The 23582-nt window shown below is 29.9% G+C and carries 33 protein-coding genes; all 33 read left to right on the top strand.

What is annotated here, in order from left to right:
- The 33 genes from Q3V94_RS05630 (at position 1) to Q3V94_RS05470 (ending at position 23568) form a co-directional block, all read left to right on the top strand.
- A complete protein-coding gene (locus tag Q3V94_RS05630; protein ID WP_303525859.1) occupies positions 1-609 on the top strand; it encodes a transposase in 609 nt (202 codons plus the stop codon).
- A gap of 419 nt (positions 610-1028) precedes the next feature.
- The gene (locus tag Q3V94_RS05625) at positions 1029-2282 is read left to right on the top strand and encodes a transposase (protein ID WP_303525858.1); all 1254 of its coding nucleotides are present in this window, start codon (positions 1029-1031) and stop codon (positions 2280-2282) included.
- 203 nt (positions 2283-2485) lie between these two features.
- Complete coding sequence (locus Q3V94_RS05620; protein WP_303525856.1) at positions 2486-3136, top strand: O-methyltransferase; 651 nt, start codon at positions 2486-2488, stop codon at positions 3134-3136.
- Positions 3136-4368: a U32 family peptidase gene (locus Q3V94_RS05615; RefSeq protein WP_303525855.1), complete on the top strand. Its 1233-nt coding sequence runs from the start codon at positions 3136-3138 to the stop codon at positions 4366-4368. The genes Q3V94_RS05620 and Q3V94_RS05615 overlap by 1 nt, the downstream gene beginning before the upstream one ends.
- The gene (gene udk, locus Q3V94_RS05610) at positions 4361-4984 is read left to right on the top strand and encodes a uridine kinase (RefSeq protein ID WP_303525854.1); all 624 of its coding nucleotides are present in this window, start codon (positions 4361-4363) and stop codon (positions 4982-4984) included. Before Q3V94_RS05615 ends, udk begins: the two co-directional genes overlap by 8 nt.
- Before the next feature lie 57 nt (positions 4985-5041).
- Positions 5042-5728 (top strand): RNA polymerase sporulation sigma factor SigK, encoded by a 687-nt coding sequence (sigK, locus tag Q3V94_RS05605; RefSeq protein ID WP_303525853.1) that lies wholly within the window; start codon positions 5042-5044, stop codon positions 5726-5728.
- A gap of 114 nt (positions 5729-5842) precedes the next feature.
- Positions 5843-6361, top strand: coding sequence for a YqeG family HAD IIIA-type phosphatase (locus Q3V94_RS05600; protein WP_303525852.1), 519 nt, complete (start codon positions 5843-5845; stop codon positions 6359-6361).
- Complete coding sequence (gene aroE, locus Q3V94_RS05595; RefSeq protein WP_303525851.1) at positions 6354-7169, top strand: shikimate dehydrogenase; 816 nt, start codon at positions 6354-6356, stop codon at positions 7167-7169. The genes Q3V94_RS05600 and aroE overlap by 8 nt, the downstream gene beginning before the upstream one ends.
- A gap of 44 nt (positions 7170-7213) precedes the next feature.
- Positions 7214-8605 (top strand): GspE/PulE family protein, encoded by a 1392-nt coding sequence (locus Q3V94_RS05590; RefSeq protein ID WP_303525849.1) that lies wholly within the window; start codon positions 7214-7216, stop codon positions 8603-8605.
- A 13-nt stretch (positions 8606-8618) separates the two neighbouring features.
- On the top strand, positions 8619-9677 hold the full coding sequence (locus tag Q3V94_RS05585) for a type IV pilus twitching motility protein PilT (RefSeq protein ID WP_303525847.1): 1059 nt from the start codon (positions 8619-8621) through the stop codon (positions 9675-9677).
- A gap of 13 nt (positions 9678-9690) precedes the next feature.
- The gene (locus Q3V94_RS05580) at positions 9691-10791 is read left to right on the top strand and encodes a type II secretion system F family protein (protein WP_303525844.1); all 1101 of its coding nucleotides are present in this window, start codon (positions 9691-9693) and stop codon (positions 10789-10791) included.
- A gap of 14 nt (positions 10792-10805) precedes the next feature.
- Positions 10806-11546, top strand: coding sequence for an A24 family peptidase (locus Q3V94_RS05575; RefSeq protein WP_303525961.1), 741 nt, complete (start codon positions 10806-10808; stop codon positions 11544-11546).
- An 8-nt stretch (positions 11547-11554) separates the two neighbouring features.
- Positions 11555-12007, top strand: coding sequence for a hypothetical protein (locus tag Q3V94_RS05570; protein ID WP_303525841.1), 453 nt, complete (start codon positions 11555-11557; stop codon positions 12005-12007).
- An 8-nt stretch (positions 12008-12015) separates the two neighbouring features.
- The gene (locus tag Q3V94_RS05565) at positions 12016-12426 is read left to right on the top strand and encodes a hypothetical protein (protein WP_303525839.1); all 411 of its coding nucleotides are present in this window, start codon (positions 12016-12018) and stop codon (positions 12424-12426) included.
- Positions 12423-12818 carry a hypothetical protein gene (locus Q3V94_RS05560; RefSeq protein WP_303525837.1) on the top strand — a complete coding sequence of 132 codons (396 nt, stop codon included), beginning with the start codon at positions 12423-12425 and terminating at the stop codon, positions 12816-12818. Before Q3V94_RS05565 ends, Q3V94_RS05560 begins: the two co-directional genes overlap by 4 nt.
- Positions 12760-13206 (top strand): hypothetical protein, encoded by a 447-nt coding sequence (locus Q3V94_RS05555; RefSeq protein ID WP_303525836.1) that lies wholly within the window; start codon positions 12760-12762, stop codon positions 13204-13206. The genes Q3V94_RS05560 and Q3V94_RS05555 overlap by 59 nt, the downstream gene beginning before the upstream one ends.
- Positions 13207-13217: 11 nt before the next feature.
- The gene (locus Q3V94_RS05550) at positions 13218-13718 is read left to right on the top strand and encodes a shikimate kinase (protein WP_303525834.1); all 501 of its coding nucleotides are present in this window, start codon (positions 13218-13220) and stop codon (positions 13716-13718) included.
- A gap of 1 nt (position 13719) precedes the next feature.
- Positions 13720-14595, top strand: coding sequence for a TIM barrel protein (locus Q3V94_RS05545; RefSeq protein WP_303525832.1), 876 nt, complete (start codon positions 13720-13722; stop codon positions 14593-14595).
- A 58-nt stretch (positions 14596-14653) separates the two neighbouring features.
- Positions 14654-15088, top strand: a complete 435-nt coding sequence (gene aroQ / locus Q3V94_RS05540) for a type II 3-dehydroquinate dehydratase (RefSeq protein ID WP_008909848.1) — start codon at positions 14654-14656, stop codon at positions 15086-15088.
- Entirely contained in the window at positions 15085-16161 is a 1077-nt protein-coding gene (locus Q3V94_RS05535; protein WP_008909847.1) for an aminopeptidase P family protein, read from the top strand. Before aroQ ends, Q3V94_RS05535 begins: the two co-directional genes overlap by 4 nt.
- 46 nt (positions 16162-16207) lie before the next feature.
- Complete coding sequence (gene efp / locus Q3V94_RS05530) at positions 16208-16765, top strand: elongation factor P (RefSeq protein WP_008909846.1); 558 nt, start codon at positions 16208-16210, stop codon at positions 16763-16765.
- A gap of 61 nt (positions 16766-16826) precedes the next feature.
- The gene (locus tag Q3V94_RS05525; protein WP_008909845.1) at positions 16827-17228 is read left to right on the top strand and encodes a CD1247 N-terminal domain-containing protein; all 402 of its coding nucleotides are present in this window, start codon (positions 16827-16829) and stop codon (positions 17226-17228) included.
- Positions 17229-17337: 109 nt separating this feature from the next.
- On the top strand, positions 17338-18273 hold the full coding sequence (gene spoIIIAA / locus Q3V94_RS05520; RefSeq protein ID WP_008909844.1) for a stage III sporulation protein AA: 936 nt from the start codon (positions 17338-17340) through the stop codon (positions 18271-18273).
- Positions 18274-18285: 12 nt separating this feature from the next.
- Positions 18286-18804, top strand: coding sequence for a stage III sporulation protein SpoIIIAB (spoIIIAB, locus tag Q3V94_RS05515; RefSeq protein ID WP_008909843.1), 519 nt, complete (start codon positions 18286-18288; stop codon positions 18802-18804).
- A 10-nt stretch (positions 18805-18814) separates the two neighbouring features.
- A complete protein-coding gene (gene spoIIIAC, locus Q3V94_RS05510; protein ID WP_008909842.1) occupies positions 18815-19012 on the top strand; it encodes a stage III sporulation protein AC in 198 nt (65 codons plus the stop codon).
- A gap of 11 nt (positions 19013-19023) precedes the next feature.
- Complete coding sequence (gene spoIIIAD, locus Q3V94_RS05505) at positions 19024-19410, top strand: stage III sporulation protein AD (protein ID WP_008909841.1); 387 nt, start codon at positions 19024-19026, stop codon at positions 19408-19410.
- Between the two features lie 12 nt (positions 19411-19422).
- The gene (gene spoIIIAE / locus Q3V94_RS05500) at positions 19423-20574 is read left to right on the top strand and encodes a stage III sporulation protein AE (protein WP_303525820.1); all 1152 of its coding nucleotides are present in this window, start codon (positions 19423-19425) and stop codon (positions 20572-20574) included.
- A gap of 5 nt (positions 20575-20579) precedes the next feature.
- Complete coding sequence (gene spoIIIAF, locus Q3V94_RS05495; RefSeq protein ID WP_303525817.1) at positions 20580-21137, top strand: stage III sporulation protein AF; 558 nt, start codon at positions 20580-20582, stop codon at positions 21135-21137.
- Between the two features lie 9 nt (positions 21138-21146).
- The gene (gene spoIIIAG, locus Q3V94_RS05490; protein ID WP_274767961.1) at positions 21147-21734 is read left to right on the top strand and encodes a stage III sporulation protein AG; all 588 of its coding nucleotides are present in this window, start codon (positions 21147-21149) and stop codon (positions 21732-21734) included.
- Between the two features lie 59 nt (positions 21735-21793).
- Entirely contained in the window at positions 21794-22279 is a 486-nt protein-coding gene (locus Q3V94_RS05485) for a SpoIIIAH-like family protein (protein ID WP_008909837.1), read from the top strand.
- Between the two features lie 71 nt (positions 22280-22350).
- Positions 22351-22737, top strand: coding sequence for an Asp23/Gls24 family envelope stress response protein (locus tag Q3V94_RS05480; RefSeq protein WP_008909836.1), 387 nt, complete (start codon positions 22351-22353; stop codon positions 22735-22737).
- A 65-nt stretch (positions 22738-22802) separates the two neighbouring features.
- The gene (amaP, locus tag Q3V94_RS05475) at positions 22803-23336 is read left to right on the top strand and encodes an alkaline shock response membrane anchor protein AmaP (RefSeq protein ID WP_008909835.1); all 534 of its coding nucleotides are present in this window, start codon (positions 22803-22805) and stop codon (positions 23334-23336) included.
- Between the two features lie 10 nt (positions 23337-23346).
- The gene (locus Q3V94_RS05470; protein WP_008909834.1) at positions 23347-23568 is read left to right on the top strand and encodes a DUF2273 domain-containing protein; all 222 of its coding nucleotides are present in this window, start codon (positions 23347-23349) and stop codon (positions 23566-23568) included.
- The last annotated feature ends 14 nt before the right edge of the window (positions 23569-23582 follow it).

Below are 23582 nucleotides of genomic sequence, written 5' to 3'. Positions count from 1 at the left end.
ATGCCTGATTTAAAGACAATTAAAAAATCAAGTATTATTGATGAATATTTAGATTTTATTAAAGAAAAATATCAAGATGGAGTATTTGCTTCAGAAATTTATAAATTAATAAGAGAAAAAGGATATACAGGAAGCGAAAGAACTGTCAGATACCATGTAAGCAAATTGAAAATTGAGATAGATTCAGAAGGGCAGAAAAAAGAAAGGGAACAAAAGATAACTTTAGAAAAGTTAATAGAACTTTTGTGGAAAGACGTTGAACATTTAAAATATAGTGATAAGGCCAAACTTGAAACTGTATTAAAAAATAAAAGTGATTTAAGCAGGCTCTATAATCTAATACAAAACTTTAAAATAATAATAGAAAAAAGGGAAGTAGATAAATTCATAAATTGGTTGAAAGAAGCTGAAGAATCAGAATTTAAGGAACTCAGTGTATTTGTTAAAGGAATTTATAATGATTATGAAGCAACCTTAAATATTCTAAAAACTGATTTTAGCAATGCTTTATTAGAAGGAGATGTGAATAGACTTAAAACTATAAAAAGACAAATGTTTGGGCGTGCAGGATTTGAGTTACTTAGGAAGAAAGTGTTGTATCAAATTTAATGGTTAAAATTAACAGGCAAATAAAAAGTATTTTTCTTTATTTTTTCACCAAATTTACGGGAGAACCCAAAAGTACTTGCCGATTACAATGTCTTAATATTTATTATAAGAGTTATTTTATTACCCTTTTGTTGCTTGAGTTAAATAAAATTAAGTGCTATAATTTAAAAAGTTAATATCAACAAATTTCAACAAAATATTTGCAATTAAGTTGTGTTAAAATATATATAAGCAGAGATTTCGCACTTGAAAATTTTTAGGGCGGTAAACCCGTTGATTTATAAGGGTTAAGAAATAGTAAGCAGAAATTAGGTATTTTCCGATTTTTACTGGAAAATATAGAGAAAAAATTTGCATAAAGAAAGCATCCTTTTTATAATAGTTTTGCCACAAACAAACATAAAAAGGATGCTGATGAAATGAACAAAAGTTATTTAAAACAAATGCTCACTTACTTTTCTAAAGTATATCATCTTGGAGAAAAAATCAATACCTTAAATAAAAAAAGATTTAAATCTCCATTTGAAATCTCGACGATTACTTTTATAGTTTTATTTGCATTTATGCTTCAAATAAGGAGTTTTAATAAATTAGAACATTGGCTTAAAAAAGGTAAATTTAAAAAGATACTACCTAAAAACACTAAAGTGCCTCGAATTGACGCCGTTAGGCGTTGTTTGAGTGATTTTGATTTGGAAGGTTTAAAAAATATTCATAGAGATATAATAAAAACTGCCATTAAAAATAAAGTATTTCGAAATGGAACTATAGATGGATTAAAAGTAGTTGCTATAGATGGTGTAGAGTTGTTTGAAAGTACTAAAAAATGTTGTGAAAAATGCCCTTCACGAAAACATAGGGATGGTATTACACATTATTTTCATAGAGCTGTAATTTGTTCAACAGTAGGTTCTGATCCACATATTATATTAGGTGCAGAAATGCTTGAGCCTAAAAGTGATAGCTCAGATAAAGATGAAGGTGAAATTACAGGAGCAAAAAGACTAATTAACAATTTATACAAGAAATATCATCATTTTGCAGATATAATAGTAGCTGACGCCTTATTTTGTAAATCTACATGGATAAAAGAAGTTCTATCTATAGGAATGAATGCCGTAGTAAGGGTTAAGGATGAAAGACTTCATATTGTAAAGGACGCATTAGCATTATTTAAGTGCCGTGAGGCTAATAAAGAATGGATTGTAAAACAAGGGAATAAAAAATATACCAAAATTAAAGCTTGGGATGAAGATAATTTTGAAATGGCTGATGAAACTGTTAAAGTTAGATTTATAAGGTTTGTCGAAGAAATGCATACTGGAGATAAAATAGAAATTAAAGAAGCTTGGATTATAACAACAGACAAATTTACTTCATCACAAACTTTATGGGAAATAATGCACAAGAGATGGGATATTGAAAACAATGCTTTTCATCAACTTAAAACAGAATGGCATTTAGGCCATTGCTTTCTTCATAGTCCTACGGGCGTAGAAACAGTGCTAATGTTTATAATTATAGCATTTAATCTTATGCAGTTATATTTATTTAGATGTATTAGAGGTTTTAGAAAGAAAAGAATGCTTCAAATAAATATTATTGAGGATATAAGAGATGAGAGATTTACAATAGAAGATACCTGGAATAATCCAGTATTTGAAAAAACTTAATGCAACAATAAAATTGGAAATTAATTATTTAAATTTCTTGGGGTAGGGGGAGTTATAACTATTTTTACAATCTACAGGGATGGCGGAATACCATTTCTTCAATAAGATGTAATAAAATATAATTTCAGTAAAAATAAAAATTCTACTGGAATTTTACTGCGAAATCTCTGATATATAAGTATTTATATTGCATGGAGGGAAAAATGAGTAGTATAGTTCATGACTATGTCGAAGATTATATTAGAGGGTTAATACAACAAAAGGATGAAATACTACTTGAATTAGAAGATTATGCAGCAAAAAATAGTGTTCCAATAATCCATAAGGAAGTTGGACAGCTCTTGAAGATATTAATAAAAGGAAATGATGTTAAGAATATTTTAGAGGTTGGAACTGCAATAGGTTATTCTGCCATTCTAATGGCAAAGGCATCTGAAGATTGCAAAATCACTTCCATAGAAAGAGACGAAACTATGCTAAATAAAGCAATGGAAAATATAAACAAAGCAAACCTTAATAATAGAATAAAAATAATTTTTGGTGAAGCAGGTGAGGTTTTGCCAAAGCTTGAAGGCGAGTTCGACCTTATTTTCTTAGATGCTGCAAAGGGACATTATATTCATTTTTTACCTGATTGTCTAAGGCTTTTAAAAGATGGCGGGATGCTAATATCTGACAATGTTTTATTTAGGGGAATGATAGCAACAAATGAACTTGTAAAAAGAAGAAAAATTACAATAGTTAAAAGACTTAGAAGATATCTTGATGCAATATCGAATCATCCTAATTTAGAAACCGTAGTTCTTCCTATAGGAGATGGGCTTGCAATAAGCCTTAAGATTAAGGAGGTGTAATGTTGAAGATAGAACTTTTAGCACCAGCTGGAAATCTTGAAAAGCTCAAGGTTGCGGTTTTATATGGAGCAGATGCGGTTTATATAGGCGGTGAAGCCTATAGCCTTAGGGCTATGGCGGATAATTTTGATATTGAGGATATGAAGGAAGGACTAAAATTTGCCCATGAACATGGTGCAAAGGTTTATGTTACAGTTAATATTTTTGCTCATAATGATGATTTAAAGGGTATGCCTACATATATAAAGACTTTAAATGATATAGGCGTAGATGCTATAATAGTTTCAGATCCAGGTGTTTTTTCAATAGTAAAGGAAGTTGCACCTGATATGGAGGTTCATATAAGCACTCAGGCAAACAATACAAACTATAAAACCTGTGAGTTTTGGTATAAGCTAGGAGCAAAAAGGATAGTTCTTGCAAGGGAGTTATCTTTAAAGGAAATAAAGGAAATAAGAAAAATGGCTCCAAAGGACTTAGAACTAGAAGCATTTGTTCATGGGGCGATGTGTATATCCTATTCAGGAAGATGCCTTTTATCAAATTATATGACCTACAGAGATGCCAACAGAGGAGCTTGCGCTCACCCCTGTAGGTATAAATATTATTTAGTTGAAGAAAAAAGACCCGGGCAGTATTTCCCAGTATTTGAAGATGAACGTGGGACATATATATTAAATTCTAATGATTTGTGCATGATAGAACACATCCCTGAACTAGTTGAAAGTGGAATAACAAGCTTTAAAATAGAAGGTAGAATGAAAAGTTCCTATTATGTAGCAACGGTTGTTAAAGCTTATAGACAAGCAATTGATGCTTATCTTGAGGATAAGGATAATTATAAATTTAATCCTAAGTGGCTTGAAGAGGTTTCAAAGGCAAGCCATAGGGAATTTTCTACTGGTTTTTATTTTGGCAAACCCCAAAGGCAAATTTATTCAACATCTTCATATATAAGAACCCATGATGTTGTTGGAATTGTTGTTGATTACGATGAAAATAGCAAAGTAGCTACAATAGAACAAAGAAATAAAATATTCAAGGGTGATATGGTTGAAATTTTAACTCCAAAGGGTGACAATTTTACCTTAACATTGGAGCATATGTGGAATGTTGATGGAGAAGAAATAGATTCTACTCCCCATCCACAGATGATATATAAAATAAAAACGGATAAAAAATTAAAACCATATGATATGTTGGTTAAAGAGAAAGGGGATAAAGATGAGTAGACCTATATTAATTGGAATTGCAGGTGGAACTGGTTCAGGAAAAAGCACTGTTGCAAATGAAATATTTTATAGTCTGCCAGGAGAAAGTATAGCAGTAATTGAACAAGATTCTTACTACAAGGATCAAAGTCACCTAACATTAGAAGAGAGAAAGAAGACCAACTATGACCATCCCGATGCCTTTGATACAGAACTTTTAGTAAAACACCTTAAAATGCTTCTTAATGGGGAAGCAATAGAAAAGCCAATGTATGATTTTGAGGTCCATAATCGCAAGAAAGAAACTATAAGGGTTGAACCAAAGGATATAATTATATTGGAAGGGATACTTATATTGGCAGAACCAGAAATTAGAAATTTATTAGATATTAAAATATTTGTGGATACCGATGCCGATGTGAGAATCATTAGAAGAATTCAAAGGGATATTAAGGAAAGAGGAAGAACAATAGATTCGGTAATAGATCAATATATGAATGTTGTTCGCCCAATGCATATGCAATTCGTTGAGCCAACAAAACGATATGCGGATATTATAATACCAGAGGGTGGATATAATAAGGTAGCAATAGATATATTAATAGCAAAAATAAAACAAATTTTAGCGAAAAATTAGTAACAAATACCCTCCAGTTGGCATATTATAATACATAGCCACCTGGGGGGTGAAACTTTGTTGCTGCAAATTATTCTTCTAATTATTGAAACTACAGAAAATTTTATTGGATATCTAACGAATGGCAAGTCTTTTCCACAGCCCCTTACAGAGGAGGAGGAAAGGGAATTATTTTTAGCTTATAAAAAGGGTGATCAGAAGGCAAAAAACGAACTTATAACTCGCAATTTAAGATTAGTTGCCCACGTCATTAAAAAGTTTAACCCTAATCCAAAGGATTCTGATGATTTGATATCCATAGGAACAGTTGGTCTTATAAAAGCGATTGAGACTTTTGATAAGGCAAAGGGAAGCAGATTTGCAACCTATGCAGCAAGGTGTATAGAAAACGAGATTTTAATGCATGTAAGGAGCACTAAAAAATCAAAATCTGAAGTCTACCTTCAAGATCCAATCGGAGTTGACAAGGAAGGCAATGAGATATGCCTTATTGATATATTAGGAACAGATAGTGAAAAAATAGTAGATGAAGTAGACAATAAGATTTCAACAAAAAAACTAAAGACCCTTATAAATAAAATTTTAGATGAAAAAGAAAAAATAATAATCGAATTGAGATATGGAATATCAGGAGAGCCTTTAACACAAAGGGAAATTGCTAAAATGCTTGGGATATCAAGGTCGTATGTTTCAAGAATAGAAAAAAGGGCTCTTAAAAAACTTGCAAAGGCTATGAAGGTTTAAGGGCATTTCAGAAAATCTGGAATGCTCTTTTTATGTAAAATTTTCTAAAAAAAACTTTATATTAATATTCACTACATGTATAATATATGTGAATACTATATTATGGGGTGCTGTATGTTAAGGGATATAAGACCGGATTTTTATGTTCCAAGTATTTATTCAATTGATTTTTCTAAACTAAAAAAAATAGGAATAAAATCGTTAATTGTTGATATAGATAATACATTAATGTATTGGGGAGCAAAGAATCCAGATGAAAGAGCAAAGGAACTTTTAAATTATCTTGTGAATGAAGGTTTTAAAGTATGCCTTTTATCTAATAGCTCTAAAAGGAGAATAACAAGGTTTAAAGGAGATATTGATATAGAATATTATTCAGCTTTTGGAATTAAACCTATGAAAAAAATGTTTGAAGGGGCATTAAAGATATTAAATTCAAAACCTAATGAGACCTGTTGTATAGGAGATCAGATTTATACTGATGTTTTAGGTGCCAAAAGGTGCGGGATTATAACTATTTTAGTAGATCCTACAGAAAAAAAAGAATTTATTACGACAAAAATAATAAGAAAGGTTGAAGGGAAAATAAGGAATAGCCTAAACTATTCAAAGGAGATAATGAAAGATGAATGAAATTTATGGGTTATTAGGTAAAAAGCTTGGTTATAGCTTTTCGCCAATAATACATAACATTATTTTAAAAGAATTAAATATCAATGGATTATATTGTTTATTTGAAGTTGAAGAGGATAAATTAAATTTAGCCTTTGAAGGATTTAAAATATTAAAAATAAAGGGTATCAATGTAACTATTCCATATAAAATAAAAACTATGGAATTGGTTGATGAATTATCGTTGGAAGCTAAAAATATAGGCTCAATTAATACGATAAAGTTTATGGAAGGATATTCTATAGGTTATAATACAGATTATTTTGGCTTTATTAGTTCATTGTCAAAATATAACATCGATGTTAAAAATAAGATAGTTTATGTTTTAGGAACAGGTGGAGCATCAAGGGCTGTTATTCAAGCCCTAAAGGATTTAAATTCAAAGAAAATAATTGCTGTAACAAGGAACAAAAAAAATAAAAAGGATCTGGATGTGGAACTTATTGATTATTATGAGCTATCAAAGAAAGGAAAAGGGGATATTTTAATCAATTGCACTCCATTAGGTATGAATCCGGATTTGGATATTTTACCTATAGAAAGAGACATCATTGCTAATTTTAGTATTGTTTATGATTTAATTTATAATCCAAAGGAAACAATCCTAATGAAATGGGCAAAACAATTTAATATTCCTTCCTATAATGGAATGGCAATGCTGGTTTACCAGGCGATAAAGGCTCAGGAAGTTTGGAATGGAACAAATTTAGATATTAAATTAGCAGATAAAATAATAGAAATTCTTAATAAAGATGTTTTAAAAATGTAAAAACTTGTAAAAATTATAATAAGAAAATTTTTACAGGTGATAAAATGGAAGTTCTTGATGGAATAAGTTTAGATTTGTTTTATTTAGATGATATTCTTCAAAGAGAACATTTTATATTAAAAAATAACAATATTATTCCATTATATGTAAATGAAAATAGAATGGTTTTAGGTGTGAATGAAAATTCAAGTGAAATAGTGATTAAAGATTTAGAAAATTTTTCTCAAAAGGAGATATTAAAACTAAAAATAAAATCTACTACCAATTTTTTATCCAAAAACCGATATTATGACTTAACATCCGCCTCTAATTTACTTGATTGGATAATAGAGTATGCAGTTTTTAAGAATGCTAGCGATGTTCATATTGAGCCCTTTGAAAAATATGCACGAGTAAGAATAAGGATTGATGGAGAACTTAACGAGATTTTAAGAATATCCTATGAAGCTTATAATTTAATTACTAACAGGATTAAGTTCCTTGCAAACATGGATATTGCAGAAAAGAGGATTCCATTGGATGGAAAATTTTCTGTTAAATTAAATGAAATAAATTATGATTTAAGGGTTTCAACAATCCCTACTTGTTATTCTGAAAAAATTGTGATAAGGATTTTATATAGGGAATCTAAAATATTAGATTTAAATCAAATAGGTATGGCAGAAGAACATAAAAAAATTTTACTTGGTGCATTAAGCAAAGGTAATGGTATTATTTTAGTTACGGGTCCAACAGGTAGCGGTAAATCCTCGACCTTATATTCTATTTTAAAGTTATTAAATAAGGAAAGCCTTAATGTTATGACGATTGAAGATCCAGTTGAATATTCTGTTGATGGTATTAATCAAATAAATGTTAATCCAAAGGCAGGGCTCAATTTTGCAACGGGACTTAGGGCTATTTTAAGGCAGGATCCGGATGTTATAATGATAGGTGAGATAAGAGATAAGGAAACTGCAGAGATTGCAGTTAGAGCAGCAGTTACAGGACATTTAGTTCTTTCTACGTTTCACACGAATGATGTTTTTACAACTATAACTAGATTACTAGAAATGAAAATAGAGCCATATTTATTAGCTTCAGCAATTAATCTTATAATTTCACAACGACTTGTAAAAAAAATTTGCCCTAATTGTAAAGAAGAATATAAGCCTTCAAATTTTGAAATGAAGACTTTGGGGTGGGACCAAAATATTTATAAGGCTAAAGGATGTAGAGAATGTAATTTTACTGGTTATAAGGGCCGAATTGGTATTTTTGAACTTTTGCAGATTAAAGAAAAACAAAGGGAGGTTATTGCAAACAATTTTAATGAGACAAAAATAAAAGAAACATGCTCAGATTATAAAAATTTAATAGAGTATTGCAAAACGCTTGTTGTCCAAGGGATTACAACCTTTGATGAATATTTAAAAATAGCTTATTTATATGATTAAGGGGGAATGGACATTGCTTAGTGTAGATGAATTGCTAAAAAAGGCTGTTGAACTTGAAGCATCAGATATTCATATAACTGTTGGTATTCCACCAACCTTTAGAATTAATGGTGTTCTACAACATATAGGTGAAGAAAAGTTAACTCCTAAGGATACGGAACAATTTGTTAAACACATTTTAAATGAAAATCAGTATGAATATTATATAAAAAATGGTGAAATAGATTTATCCTACTCTATTCAAGGTGTTGGAAGATTTAGAATAAACGTTTTTAAACAAAGAGGGAGCGATGCACTGGCGATTAGAATAGTTGCTCTTCAGATTCCAACCCTTGAAAAATTAGGAATGCCTCCAGTCTTAAAAGAACTTTGCACAAAAACAAGAGGATTGATATTGGTCACAGGACCAACAGGAAGTGGAAAATCTACAACATTAGCAGCAATGATAAACGAAATTAACAATACCCGTAATTGCCATATCATTACATTGGAAGATCCTATAGAATATTTACATAAACATAAAAAAAGCATTGTTAATCAAAGGGAAATTGGCTATGATACAAAATCCTATGCAAGTGCACTAAGGGCTGCCCTAAGGGAAGACCCTGATGTTATTTTGGTTGGCGAGATGAGGGATCTTGAAACTATATCAATAGCAATTACCGCTGCAGAAACTGGACATTTGGTATTATCAACACTCCATACCATTGGAGCTTCAAAAACTATAGATAGAATAGTTGATGTTTTTCCACCCCATCAACAACAGCAAATAAAGGTGCAACTTGCAGCTGTATTAGAGGGTGTTATTTCTCAACAGCTTATAACAAGAGCTGATGCTTCTGGAAGAGTTTGTGCTATGGAAATAATGGTCGCAACTCCTGCAGTGAGAAATCTAATTAGAGAAGGGAAAACGCATCAAATAGATTCTGTAGTTCAAACCGGTGGAAAATATGGAATGAAGACTATGGATTCATCTTTGGTTGAACTTTACAAAAAAGGATTGATATCACAAGAAGACGCTTTAACCCATGCTGTAGATAGGGATATTATGGAAAGATTAATGAGACTATAAAGAGGTGTTTTTTATGCTACCCCTTAGGATTGAATTAAAAAATAAAATCCCTAAGGGGGGTTCTGTTAATATAAAAACTTTTTGCTTTTCAAAACGTGATTTGTCAAATTTATTTAGATGCTTTTATTTTGTTATATCTTCAGGAATTAATTTAGTTAAAGGTATCAATATATTAAAAGGTTTTTTGAGGAATAGAAAATACAATAATATTCTTAATAATATTTTTCAATATATAGCTATTGGAAATAGTTTGAGCGAGTCAATGAAACTTACTGGATGCTTCCCTGACTTTGTAATTGAATTAATAAAAATTGGTGAAAATACAGGAAAACTTGAGGAAATTTTTTTAGAACTTTCTAGCTATTATGAAGAAGAATACAATTTTGAAGCAAAACTTAAGGAAGCCATTTATTATCCTATATTTTTACTATCGACATCATTTGTTGCCTTTTTAATTATTTCCAAACAAGTAATTCCTAAATTTTTTGTTTTATTCCGGGAACTTAATATTAAAGAGTTGCCCCAAATAACAAAATATGCAATTTATTTTAACAAAATTTTTTATTATTTTATTTTAGGTTTTATTTTTATGATTTTGGCATTTTTTGTTTTGTCCATTGTAAGGAACAAAAGGATAAAAATGTTTTATCACAGGATTATGTTAAGTGTCCCTTTATATAAAGATATAAAAACTAATTTAGAAATATCAAGATTCACAAAATGTTTAGCTTTAATATTAGAAAGTGGAGGTTCCATTATAGAAGCTCTTGAATCATCAAAAAAACTTATAGGGAACCTAATTATGTATGAAGATGTTGAAGGAGCAATAAATGACATTAAACTGGGGAAAAGTATATCAGAAGCTTTCAATATAAGTAGAACTTTTCCTTTGTTTTTTATTGAATTAATTTCAGTTGGTGAGGAAACTGGTGAACTGGAAGATTCACTGAAAAATATATCGAATTTTTTAAATGCAGAGATTTTAAAAAGACTAAAATCGTTAGTAAATATTATAAATCCTATAATCATAATTATCATATCAGTGCATGTAGGTTTTTTGGTTTTATCTATAATGCTTCCGATGTTTGAACTTTTAAATAATTTTAATTTATAAATATAGGGGGAATTATTTTGGCAATATTGATTTTTATTATTGGCCTTATTATTGGAAGTTTTTTAAATGTTTGTATATATAGAATTCCAAGGGAGGAATCGATAGTTTTTCCCCCCTCCCATTGTCCGAACTGTAAATTAAACCTTAAATGGAAAGATTTAATTCCTTTGATTAGTTATGCGGTTTTAAGAGGCAGATGTAGATATTGTAAAGCCAGGATATCTCCTGTTTATCCATTTATTGAATTTTTAAATGCATTCTTATATCTTTTAATCTATTTTAAATATGGACTTAGTTTAGAGTTTATAAAATTTGCTTTTTTGACATCTTTAGTTATTGTAATTGGTGTTATCGATTATTTTACTACTGATATTTATACTAATACTATAATTGTGGGATTAATTGTAGGAATAGCATTTGCAATTATTAGTTTCTTTGTTGAAGGAAGTATTATGATTTATATAATTGGCTCTTTAATCGGCGGAGGAGTCATTTCATTGATTATTCTATTGACTAATGGAATGGGATGGGGAGATGCAGAGCTTTTATTCATTATTGGTCTATTTTTGGGAGTTAGGTTGACATTAGTTACTTTATTTTTATCTTTTATCATTGGTGGAATTGTCGGAGGTGTCCTAATAATATTAAAAATTAAATCAAGAAAGGATTATATCCCATTTGGTCCTTTTATTTCGATTGGAGCAGTAATTTCTATTTTGTTTGGGGAGTTTATAATTAATAAATTATTGTTTTAGTGGTGATTATGAAAAAGGGTTTTACTTTATTAGAATTTACCTTATCAATATCAATTATGCTATTAGTTTTTTCAGGACTTGTTTTCCCTTTTAAAAATTATAGTAATATTTTTTTGGGATATTCGAAGAATATGCTGATAAGCGATTTAAAACTTAGCAAAATTATGGCATATTCAAAGGGAGTGGAGGTTACTTTTGCTTTTATTAAAGATGATAAATCCAACGACTACATTGGCTACAATATTTCACAGGGACTTAAGTTTGTAAAAAAGACCTATTTTCCGAAGGATATAATTATTTCAAAAAGTTTAAGCACTATTCCAACTAGTGGTCTATTAACCTTTAATTCTAATGGAAGTGTTTCTCCTTATGCCTGCACGATTGTTTTAATAAATAAAAAAACTAATACGACAAAAAAGATAACTTTAACAATTGGATTTACGAGGATTACAGATAAGTAGTGATGATTATGAAAAAGGGGTTTATTGTTGTTAGGACAATTGTGATTGCTGGGATTGTATCAATTCTTTTAATGTCATTTATTAATTTAAATAATAAAATGTTAAACAATATATTTAAAGCCGATGAAATTGAATATATGCTAAATACATGTAGAAGCATTGTTGAGTTGTATAAATCTGAAGAAGAAAGGATAGGGCCACTAGAAGTTATCGTCCCATTTGATGATTTTGATGAATTGAAAAGTGAAATACTTTTATCTGGTGTTAGAAATTTTTTAAATGTAAATTTTAATGTTCAAGAAGATAAAAGATATCAATTGATGATAAAAGTATTCAATAATTATGGTTTTGAAATATTTAAAATTAAATGTAAAGGAATAAGGGGTGAGGTAGAGCTTTTTTATGCTAAACCATTATGAGAAACAAAGGTTACTTGTTAATTGAAGTTATTATGTATTTTTTAGTAATTAACTTGATATTTATTCTGATTATTGAATTTTATATGTTTTCAAACAAGTTATATAAAAATATTTTTAAAGGTCTAGAGGGCAGAGAAAATACAAGAATTGCTACCGAATTTTTACAAGATAAAATACTTAGTTCTAAAAATATTTACTTTAATAATGGTATTTTGACGGTTGACAACAAAAAAATTTATCTAAACAAAGATGTTTTAATCTATGAATATAACTCTACTCCAGTAGTAGATAAAATAAATTATTTTAACGTTATAGATCTTGGAAGGGGAGTTTATGAAATTCATATATCATCGGGAAACTATGTTAATAAAGTTATCATTAAAAAACGGTAAAAAAGGATTTGTAGAACTAATCCTTATAATTATTTTTGCTGTCTTAATGAGTATATCATTTTTTGCATTAAATACAGCTTACAATAATTTCAATGAGATATATCAAATAAAAAATAAAACTCAATCCAAATACTATGCTGAAATAGGACTTAATTATGCAATAGAAGGGATTAAAAATAAGATTTTTACTGGAAACAGGCAATTTTATTTATTATTCGAAGGTGACTATATTAACGTTTCACAGACCCTACTTGGTAAAAGATATGTTTATATAAAGATAATCTGCACTAACGGAGTAGGATACATTACTTACAATATATCTGTTAAGGGAGTTTATAATGATTATTTAACTTATTTAAGTGAGCAGATAACCATTAAAAATGATTAGGAGGTTAACGAGTGAAGAATATTTCTTTAATAGGAATGCCCGGCTGTGGGAAAACTACAATTGGAAGAATATTAGCAGAAGGATTAGGATACTATTTTGTTGATTTAGATGAATACATTGAGAATAAAAGTGGGATGAGAATTGATTATATTTTTGAAAATTTTGGAGAAAAATTTTTTAGAAAATTAGAATCAGAATCCTTAAAAGAGATTATAGCAGGATCAAAAAAAGTGATAGCCACAGGCGGGGGCGTTATTACAGTTGAAGAAAATATAGAGATATTGAGGGAAAATTCTTTAGTCTTTTATATAAAAAGAGATTTAAAGGATATATTAAAGGATATTGATATAGAAAAAAGACCTTTGCTGAAGGATAATCCTAATGCAATATATGAGCTATATAACAAAAGGCATAAAATATATGAAAAATGTGCACACTTTTTAGTTATCAATGATAAATCAGCTTATGAAACTGCAAAGCATATAATGATGATTGTTAAACGGGAGGTTTAATATGACAACAAAATTTGGACCGTCGGGGATTTCTGATTCTTTTTATGAGGATGGTTATAAATCATCTATTGATTATCCAATGTGGTTAAATAAGATGGGATTGGAACTTTATGAATATTCCTTTGGTAGGGGAATAAATTTAAAGGAAGAAACAGCAATAAAAATAGGAGAGAATTCCAAAAAATATGGTATTCAATTATCTATTCATGCACCATATTATATTAACTTTGCAAGCGAAGATGAAGATATTGTCCAAAAATCAATAGGATACTTAAAAAAAAGTTCATATTTTGCTAAAATAATGGGAGCAGATAGGGTAGTTTTTCACCCAGGTTCTTCAGCAAAGACAGATAGGAAAAGAGCCTTTGATAATTGTAAAAGAGGAATATATGAAGCAATAGATGAGCTTATTAAAGAAGGACTATATCCAGATATAATGATATGCCCTGAAACTATGGGAAAACAAAACCAAATAGGAACTTTAGATGAAATTTTAGAGATTTGTGAGTTTGACGAAAAAATAGTTCCCACAATAGATTTTGGACATATTCATGCATTAGGACGAGGAGCATTAAATAGCGTTGATGATTTTGAGTATATTATAAATAAAGTTGAAGAGAAACTTGGAAAAGATAGAGTTAAAGATATCCATTGCCATTTTAGCAGAATAGAGTGGACAAATGCAGGTGAAAAAAAGCATTGGACGATTGACGATATAGACTTTGGTCCTGAATTTAAGGATCTTGCAATAGTTCTCGTTAAAAAAGATTTATCATTGAGGATAATATGTGAATCAAGAAAAAACATGGCGGAAGATGCATTAAAGCTTAAAAGAATATATCTTGATACATTAAGCAGATTAAAAGACAAATATTAATTGCATTGTTGGCATAAATTTGATAAAATACAATTGTTGTTTAAGAGGATGTGATCTTATGAAACTTTTAATAATCAATGGACCAAATTTAAACATGCTTGGAAAACGTGAAGTAGACCTTTATGGAGAATTAACTTACGATGAATTGTGCCAAAAGATATCTGATTTTGCTAAACAGCATAATGTTGAAGTTGATTTTTATCAAAGCAATGTAGAGGGTGAGATAATAAATAAAATTCATTCTGCTGAGGGAATCTATGATGGGATTATTATAAATCCAGGTGCTTATACACATTATAGTATCGCTATTTATGATGCATTAAGGTCTATTCAAATACCAGCTATTGAAGTTCATTTGACAAATATCTATTCGAGGGAGGAATTTAGAAGAAAGTCGGTTATTGCTCCTGCTTGTGTTGGCCAAATAAGTGGTTTTGGCTATTATTCATATATTTTGGCAATTTTTTATTTTACAAAGGGGGAAGAAGTATGAATATTTTAAAAAGATTAGAAAATTTTAGAAGTCATTTTGATGAATTAGGAATTGATGCTGCTTTAATCATTGGTGACTACAACAGAAATTACTTAAGTGGATTTACAGGCCATGAAAGTTTTTCAGTCATTTTAAAGGATAAAGCTTACTTTCTAACTGATGGTAGATACATAGAACAAGCTCACAAGGAAGTTGTAGGCTACGAAGTTATAGAATATAAGCCACCTATACACGATGCCGTTAAAAACATATTGTTAGAAAACGATGTAAAGGTTTTAGGAGTAGAAGAAGATAGGTTTACATTTCAAGATCTAGAAATATATAAAGAAAAATTAGGAGACATAAAAATAGTTAAACTAAATCATACTATTGAAAAGATAAGAATGATAAAGGAAGAAGAAGAAATAGAACTTATCGCAAAGGCTGCTTCAATTGCCGATATGGCCTTTGAACATATTTTAAAATTTATCAAGCCAGGAGTTGCAGAAAGAGATATTGCTTTAGAAATAGAATACTTTATGAAAAAGCAGGGTGCACAAGGGCTGTCCTTTGATTCAATAGTAGTTTCAGGTGCTAGGTCTTCCTTGCCACATGGAACTCCAACTGATAAAAAGTTAGAGTATGGGGATTTTGTAACTTTAGATTTTGGATGTATATATAATGGATATTGTTCTGATATGACAAGAACAATTGTTGTTGGTAAGGCAACAGAAAAGCAAAAGGAGATATACAATGCAGTTTTAGATGCAAATGAAGCGGCATTAAAGGCAGTAAAGGAAGGTATTAGCTGCTTTGACCTTGATAAAATAGCAAGGGATATAATAACTGAAAGAGGATATGGGGAAAGATTTAGCCATGGTTTAGGACACGGAGTTGGAATGGAGGTTCATGAACTTCCAAGGGTTAACTTTAGAAGCAATGAAGTTTTAGAAGCAGGAATGGTTATTACTGATGAACCAGGGATTTATATTCCAGACTTTGGTGGAGTTAGAATTGAAGAATTAGTTGTTGTGACTAAAGATGGATATAGAGTTCTTTCTCATTCACCAAAGCATTTAATTGAAATCGAGTAATTTTTAATAATTTAGATAAAATTCACAATATGGAGGGATAATATTCATGGTTTCAGCTGGTGATTTTAAAAAAGGAACTACTTTTGAACTCGATGGACAAGTTTTTACAGTTGTTGATTTTATGCATGTAAAGCCTGGAAAAGGAGCTGCCTTCGTAAGAACTAAGCTAAAGAATGTAGTAACAGGAGCAGTTATTGAAAAATCCTTTAGCCCAACTGAAAAGTTCCCAGAAGCAGTTATTGAAAGAAAGGAAATGCAATATCTTTACAATGATGGAACTTTATATTACTTTATGGACACTCAAACTTATGAACAAATTCCATTAAACTATGATAAGGTAGAAGATGCTATCAAATATTTAAAGGAAAATATGACTGCTATAATCAAGTTCTACAAAGGAGAAGCTTTTTCAGTTGAACCACCAACATTTGTTGAGTTAGAAGTTGTTGAAACTGAACCAGGTGTTAGAGGTGATACAGCAACTAACGCATTAAAACCAGCAACAGTTGAAACTGGTGCTACATTTATGGTTCCGCTATTTGTAAATGTTGGCGATGTTATAAGAATTGATACAAGAACAGGTGAATATATGAGCAGAGTTTGATGCATACTATTATTAAGCAGTGGTAAATACCACTGCTTAAATTTTAAAATGGGGTGATTTTATGAACATAGTTAAGGAAAGGGTTTCATACTTAAAAGGGTTGGCTGATGGTCTTGGGATCAATGAAGATACAAAGGAAGGCAGGCTATTAATAGCTATAATCGATGTTTTGGATGAAATCGCAGAGGAAATAGAAAGAATATACGATGAACAGTCTGATCTTGAGGATTATGTTGATGCAATAGACGAAGATTTAACAAGATTAGAGGATGAAATATATGATGAGGATGATGAGGACGACGGATTTGTTGAAGTTGAATGCCCACACTGCCATGAGAAGATATATCTTGATGAAGATGTTTTTGAAGATGAGGATGAAGATGAAATTATATGTCCTAACTGCAGCGAACCTATTTTTATAAAAGATGAATGCAACTGTGATGATGAAAATTGCAATTGTTAGTCCCTAAATTTTTAGGGACTCTTTTTTTATGCGTAAAATAATAAGTAACTTTTTATCATAAAAAATTGAGGACAATAATAAACTTTATATTAAGAAAGGGGGGATATGTTTGATTTTAACGAAAGAAATAATAGAAATATTTCCTGAAGAAATATCATTAGTTTTTAGAAGGACAGAGCCTAACGATATGCAAGGCATTCAAGAAATAAGGCTAAGAGCAAATAAGCCCCTCATGATTGTAAAAAACAATTCAGATTTTTTTATTGGGATAAATGGCGGCATTACTTATGATTGTAATAGTGCGTTTTTAGTTAATATTAAGGATATTGAGAGGACGATTCAAAGGATGACAAATTATTCTTTGTATTCCTTTGAAGATGAATTTAGAAATGGCTATTTGACACTAAAAGGTGGTCATAGGGTAGGAATTGTAGGGAGAACGGTTTTAGGCAGTGAAGGTATTAAAACGCTTAAGAATATTTCTGCATTAAATGTAAGAATTGCAAGGGAAATTAAGGGTTGCTCTGATGCAATTGTAAAAAAATTATATTCAGATGGTATAAAGCATACTTTAATTATATCACCACCAGGATGTGGTAAAACAACCCTTTTAAGGGATATAATAAGAAATTTAAGTGATGGCAATAAGAGATTAAATGTAAGAGGATATAGAATAGGTGTTGTTGATGAAAGAGGAGAAATAGCAGCATGTCATCAAGGAGTTCCACAGCTTGATGTGGGTTTAAGGACGGATGTATTAGATTCCTGTCCAAAGACATTAGGAATTTATATGCTTTTAAGGTCTATGGGACCTGAAATTATTGCAGTTGACGAAATAGGTGGATTAGATGATACAAAAGCAATTCAGGATGCTTTAAAGGCAGGAGTAAAAATTATTGCAACTGCCCATGCAGGAACTTTTGATGAGATTAAGGTAAGAGCTGGTTTTAAGGAAATGATAGAAAATAGTTTTTTTGATGTAGTTATAATTTTAAGTAATAAAAGGGGACCGGGCACAATAGAAAAAATTATTTACCTAACATAAAGGAGGGGTAAAATGCTAAAGTTAATAGGGGGATTAATTATTATTATAGCATCTACTATAACAGGTTTTTACATATCTCATTTGCTTTATGAGAAGGTAAGGCAGCTTAGGGAACTGCAATATGCTCTTCAGATTTTAGAAAGTGAGATAATTTATTCGGCAGAACCTTTATATGTGGCATTATCAAATTTATCGTTAAAAGTAAATGAACCATTAAAAGCTCTTTTCATAGATTTAGCAAATTCAATAAAGGATTTTGAGAAGGACACATTGCATGATATATTTATAAATTCTTTTGACAGACACAAGGATCGCTTTTTGCTAGAAAAGGAAGAAATTGAGGTTTTAGTTAGTTTCTTTTCTAGTTTAGGGACAAGCGATTTAGAGGGACAAAAAAAGAATTTTAATTTAACTATGAAAAAACTAGATATGCTTGAAAAGAAGGCGGATGATAAAAGACAAAGAAATGATAAACTGGTTAAATACTTAGGGTTTGCTTCAGGAATACTTATAGTTGTTATACTAGTTTAGGAGGGGGATTATGTTTGATGTTAATATTATCTTTAAGATTGGAATGATAGGAATTGTAATAATTATTCTCGATAAAATATTTGATAGCCAAGGTAAAAGCGATTTTGCTACCTTAACTACACTAGGGGGAATAATTATAATTTTATTCTTAACAATAAATATGCTAATAAAACTTTTTGATACTGTAAAATCCATGTTCCAATTTTAGAAGGTGATTTCATGGAAATAATAAAGGTTATTTCAATTGCTTTTATAGCTTCAGTATTAATATTATTTATCAAAGAAGACAGGCCTGAGTATGCAGTTCACTTGAGTATAGTTACAGGTTTAATAATATTTTTTATGATGATTTCTAAACTTACTATAGTAATACAAGCCATTCAACAAATTGCTGTAAAGGCTAATATAGACTACACATATTTAAGCATTGTCTTTAAAATAATTGGAATAGCATATTTGGCTTCCTTTGGGATTGAAATTTGTAAAGATTCAGGTCAAAGTTCTATTGCGGGTAAAATTGAATTTGCTGGGAAAATATTGATATTGATTTTATCCTTGCCTATAATGCTTGCGGTAATCGACTTAATAATTAAAATTCTACCATAGGATGTGGTAAATATGAAAATAATGTTAAAAACATCAGCATTAATATTTTTGTTTTTGTTTTTTATTAACATATATGTATTTTCTATGAATAAAGATCCAACTTATACTGATTTTTCTTCTTTAGAAAAAGTATCGAAATCGTTACAACAAACGTATGAATATTTCCCAGAATTAAGTTTAAAAAAGATTCTAGATGATTATAAAAGTTCTGGATCGTTGAAGTTAACTTTTAAGGATTTTACTAAGAATATTATTGGATTTTCGATTAAAGAAATCTTGATTAATTATAAATTGTTGATTGAACTTTTGGTAATTGGAATTATTTCGGCTCTTATGCATAACCTTCAAAATTCCTTTGATGAAAATAGTATAGCTAAAATCGCTAATTTTGCAATATTTCTTTTAATAACTACTATTATAATTAAAAGTTTTACATATGCTATTTCAATTGCAGCTAAAGCTATAACTGATATGGTTGAATTTATGAATGCATTGATTCCGTCGATGATTAGTATTTTGATTGGAACAGGTAGCGTAGCAACAGCAACAACTTTAGATCCAATAATTATGTTTTTCATAAAGTTTTCCAGCGATATAATAAAAAACTTTGTTTTACCAGTTACGATAATCGTGGTAGCTGTCCATATAGTAGATAATTTAAGCGATGATATAAAAATTGGGAAATTAGGGGATTTTATAAATACAATAAATACTTTAGTATTAGGATTTTTAATGACGGTTTTTATAGCGATTATTACAGTTAGAGGAATAACAGCTAATACCTTTGATGAAGTGGCTCTTAAAAGCACTAAATTTGCTGTTGATAAGTTGGTCCCAATTGTTGGCGGTGCTCTTTCGGATGCTGTTGCAACTGTTGCAAGCTATTCTTTAATTTTAAAAGATGCTTTGAGCGTATTCGGTGTAGTTATGATTGTTGGAATTTGTGTTTTTCCTCTTATAAAAATAATGGTTATTAGTTTAATTTATAAATTCACTTGTGTAGTTTTAGAACCTATAGTAGACAAAAAAATTGTAGAGGGTTTAAATGCAGCTAGTAAATCTTTAACGATTGTGTTTGCCGCTGTTTTATCCGTTGCTGTTATGTTTTTTATAATGATAACTATTTTAGCTTCTGCTGGCAAAGTTATTGTTAATGTTGGGTGATGGGTATGCTGAGTTTTTTAAGTTCTTGGGTTAAGATGATATTGAGTATATATATTTTCGCTACTTTAGTAGAAATAGTCTTGCCTACAAATAAATTTAAAAAATATGTTAGGTTTGTTTTAGGCTTTATAATCTTAATTACAATAATTATGCCTATATTTCAATTTATAGGCAAAAATATTGATGTTGAAAATACCGTCGCGTCATATTATGAAAAATATAGTTTAGAGGATGGCAATAATACTAATTTGAATGAATACAATAAGCAATTAATTTTGGAGTTTAAAAATAATTTATCAAAGAGAATAGAAGAGGATATAAAAAATAGGTTAAACCTTGAATATGTTGTTAAAGATATAAAAATTGATGAAAACATGAGTTCACTAAGCTTTGGTAAGGTATATTCCTTAACTTTAATTAGAAGCTACAAAAGTAATATAAAACCAGTTGAAAAGGTAGTAATAGGAAGGACAAATGAGGAAGATGCTGAGACAATAAAGGTAAAAAAATATTTATCTGAGTATCTTAAAATAAGTCAAGATGAAATAACTGTTATAAAGTGAGGGATGGGTATGGATTTAAAGGGCCTTTTAGATAAAAATATGAAAAATCCAAAGAAGTTTATTTTAAACATGATTATAGTAATTTTGATAGGTATTTTGATGATGCTTATCTCAAATGTTTATAAAAGTATCAATTTAGCAGACAAAAAGAAAAAGGAGGAAAAGTCTGTTATTGAGGTTTCAACATATGCTCCACAGCTTACATACGAGGAAAAGTTAAAGAAGGATTTAATAGATATATTAATGCAAATAGATGGTGTAGGAAAAGTTAATGCTATGATTTATTTTGAAGAGGGTGCAAGCACAGTTCCAGCCTACAATGAAAATAATAGCATAAGAAAAATAGAAGAAAAAGATAACCAAGGAGGAACAAGAATTACTACAGAAAATAGCAGAAATATAAATGTTGTTCTTATGAATGAGGGGACTTCGAATAAACCTTTTATTATAAAAGAAATTCGCCCAAGGATTGGAGGTGTTATTGTAGTAGCAGAGGGAGCTAAGAGTCCTTTAATTAAGGAACAAATCATAAATGCGGTGAAAACTGGTTTAAACATTCCAGCAAATAAAGTATCTGTTCTTCCTATGAAAAATTAATTATATAAAAATTATATATATCATATAAATTTATTAGATTATATTTTAGGAGGGGGACTATGTCTGATGTAAAAAGACAAACTGCTATAATTGCTGTGCTAATAATGTTAATAGCAGTGGCGGGATGGGCAGCTAAGCGATTTAACGATTCGGCTTATTTAACTACAATAGGTAAAAATGCTGAAAAATTAGAAGCTACTAATTATTTTGCAGAAAGCAGGATCACAAGGCAACAGGAAAGAAGCGTAGTAAAACAAGAGCTTGAAAAAATAATAAATAGCCAGGAGGCAACAAAGTCTGCAAAGGAAGCTGCCACAACTAAATTAATGCAGCTTAACGACAGAGCACTTAAGGAGAGCAAGATTGAGACTCTTATTAAAGAAAAGGGATTTGAAGATGCATTATGTTTTATCGATGATAATGGTGTAGAGGTTTGCGTAAGAGCTGATAATCCACTAACAAGTGAAGAGGCTAATCAAATAAAGGATATAATAGTAAAAACTACAGGAATATCGCCATCAAGAATTACTGTAAGACAGAAATAATTTTTACTTGATTTTTTTATTTAATAGTAATAAACTAATGATAAGGATGGATACGACAGGAGGTGTAATTAATGGAAACAGAAATAAATGTGAATGAAATGGGGCAAGTAAAAATAGCTCCTGAGGTTATATCCCTTATAGCGTCTATGGCTGTAAGTGAAGTTCAAGGAGTTTCAGATTTAACTGCTGGCTTTACTGGGGATATGCTTGAAAAGGTAGGTGTTAAATCACCAGGTAAGGGCATAAAGGTTCAATTAGGAGAAAATGAAGTTTTAATAGATGTTTATTTAATCGTTGAATATGGAGTGGTTATTCCTGAACTTGCAAAGGAAGTTCAAAGGAAGGTAAAGCTTTCTGTTGAAACAATGACAGGAATTAATGTAACTCAAGTAAATGTCCATATTCAAGGCGTAAACTTTCAAAAAGAAGTAAAGGATGACGATAAGTTAAAAAAATAACCAAAATTAACCCTCTGCTTGCAGAGGGTTAATTTTGGTTAATTTATGAATAGGGAGTGTTACGAATGAACAGTTTAAACAAATTTTTTCTGTTTTTTTATTTAATAATAACTTCTATTTTAGTTTTTGTCGTAGGGTTGATGCCTTTAAATATTTTATCTAATGATTTTATTGTAAGCTTTGTTAAGGAAGCTAATAAAAATTTTTATGTGACTATTTTCGCCTTTATAGTTTTAGTTATAAATTTAATTGTTTTATTAAATCTTTTTAAGAGGGAAAATTTTAAGCTTGGTGTTTCAAGATATACTTCTGAAGGAGAACTTATTATATCAAATGAAGCTATAAAAGCATTAATTTCGAAATCACTAAGTGACGTAAAAGGATTAAAGGATTTTAAGGTGTTTCTAAAACCCAACAAAGATAAATTAAGTGTAATGATTAAAGCCATAGTATTTCCGGATCACAACATTCCCAATTTAGTATTACAAGTTCAAACGGCTACAAAAACCTACCTAGAGTCTGTTGCTGAGATCCCTGTTGCTGAAGTTAAGGTAATTGTAGATGAAATTGCAAGCAATACGAAGCTTCGAATGGAATAGAGGGATAGTTATGTGGAAAGAATATTTAATCAATTTGTTTAAAAACCATACGGGTAAATTTATAGGAACCCTTTTAGGTTTATTATTTTCTATTCTTGTCCTTGTTATAGGCTTTTTTAAAACTATTTTTATTGTTATTTGCATATTTTTTGGTTATTATATAGGTAAGAAGATAGATAATAATGAAAATCTTCTAAATGACATACAAAATATATTAAACACCTGGAGATAATATGGAGGAATGAT

This window comes from Caloramator sp. CAR-1 (genome assembly GCF_030546345.1).
GTDB classification, from domain to species: domain Bacteria; phylum Bacillota; class Clostridia; order Clostridiales; family Caloramatoraceae; genus Caloramator; species Caloramator australicus.
The sequence above is the reverse complement of the archived record's forward strand: the minus strand, read 5'-3'. Positions and strand labels throughout refer to the sequence as shown.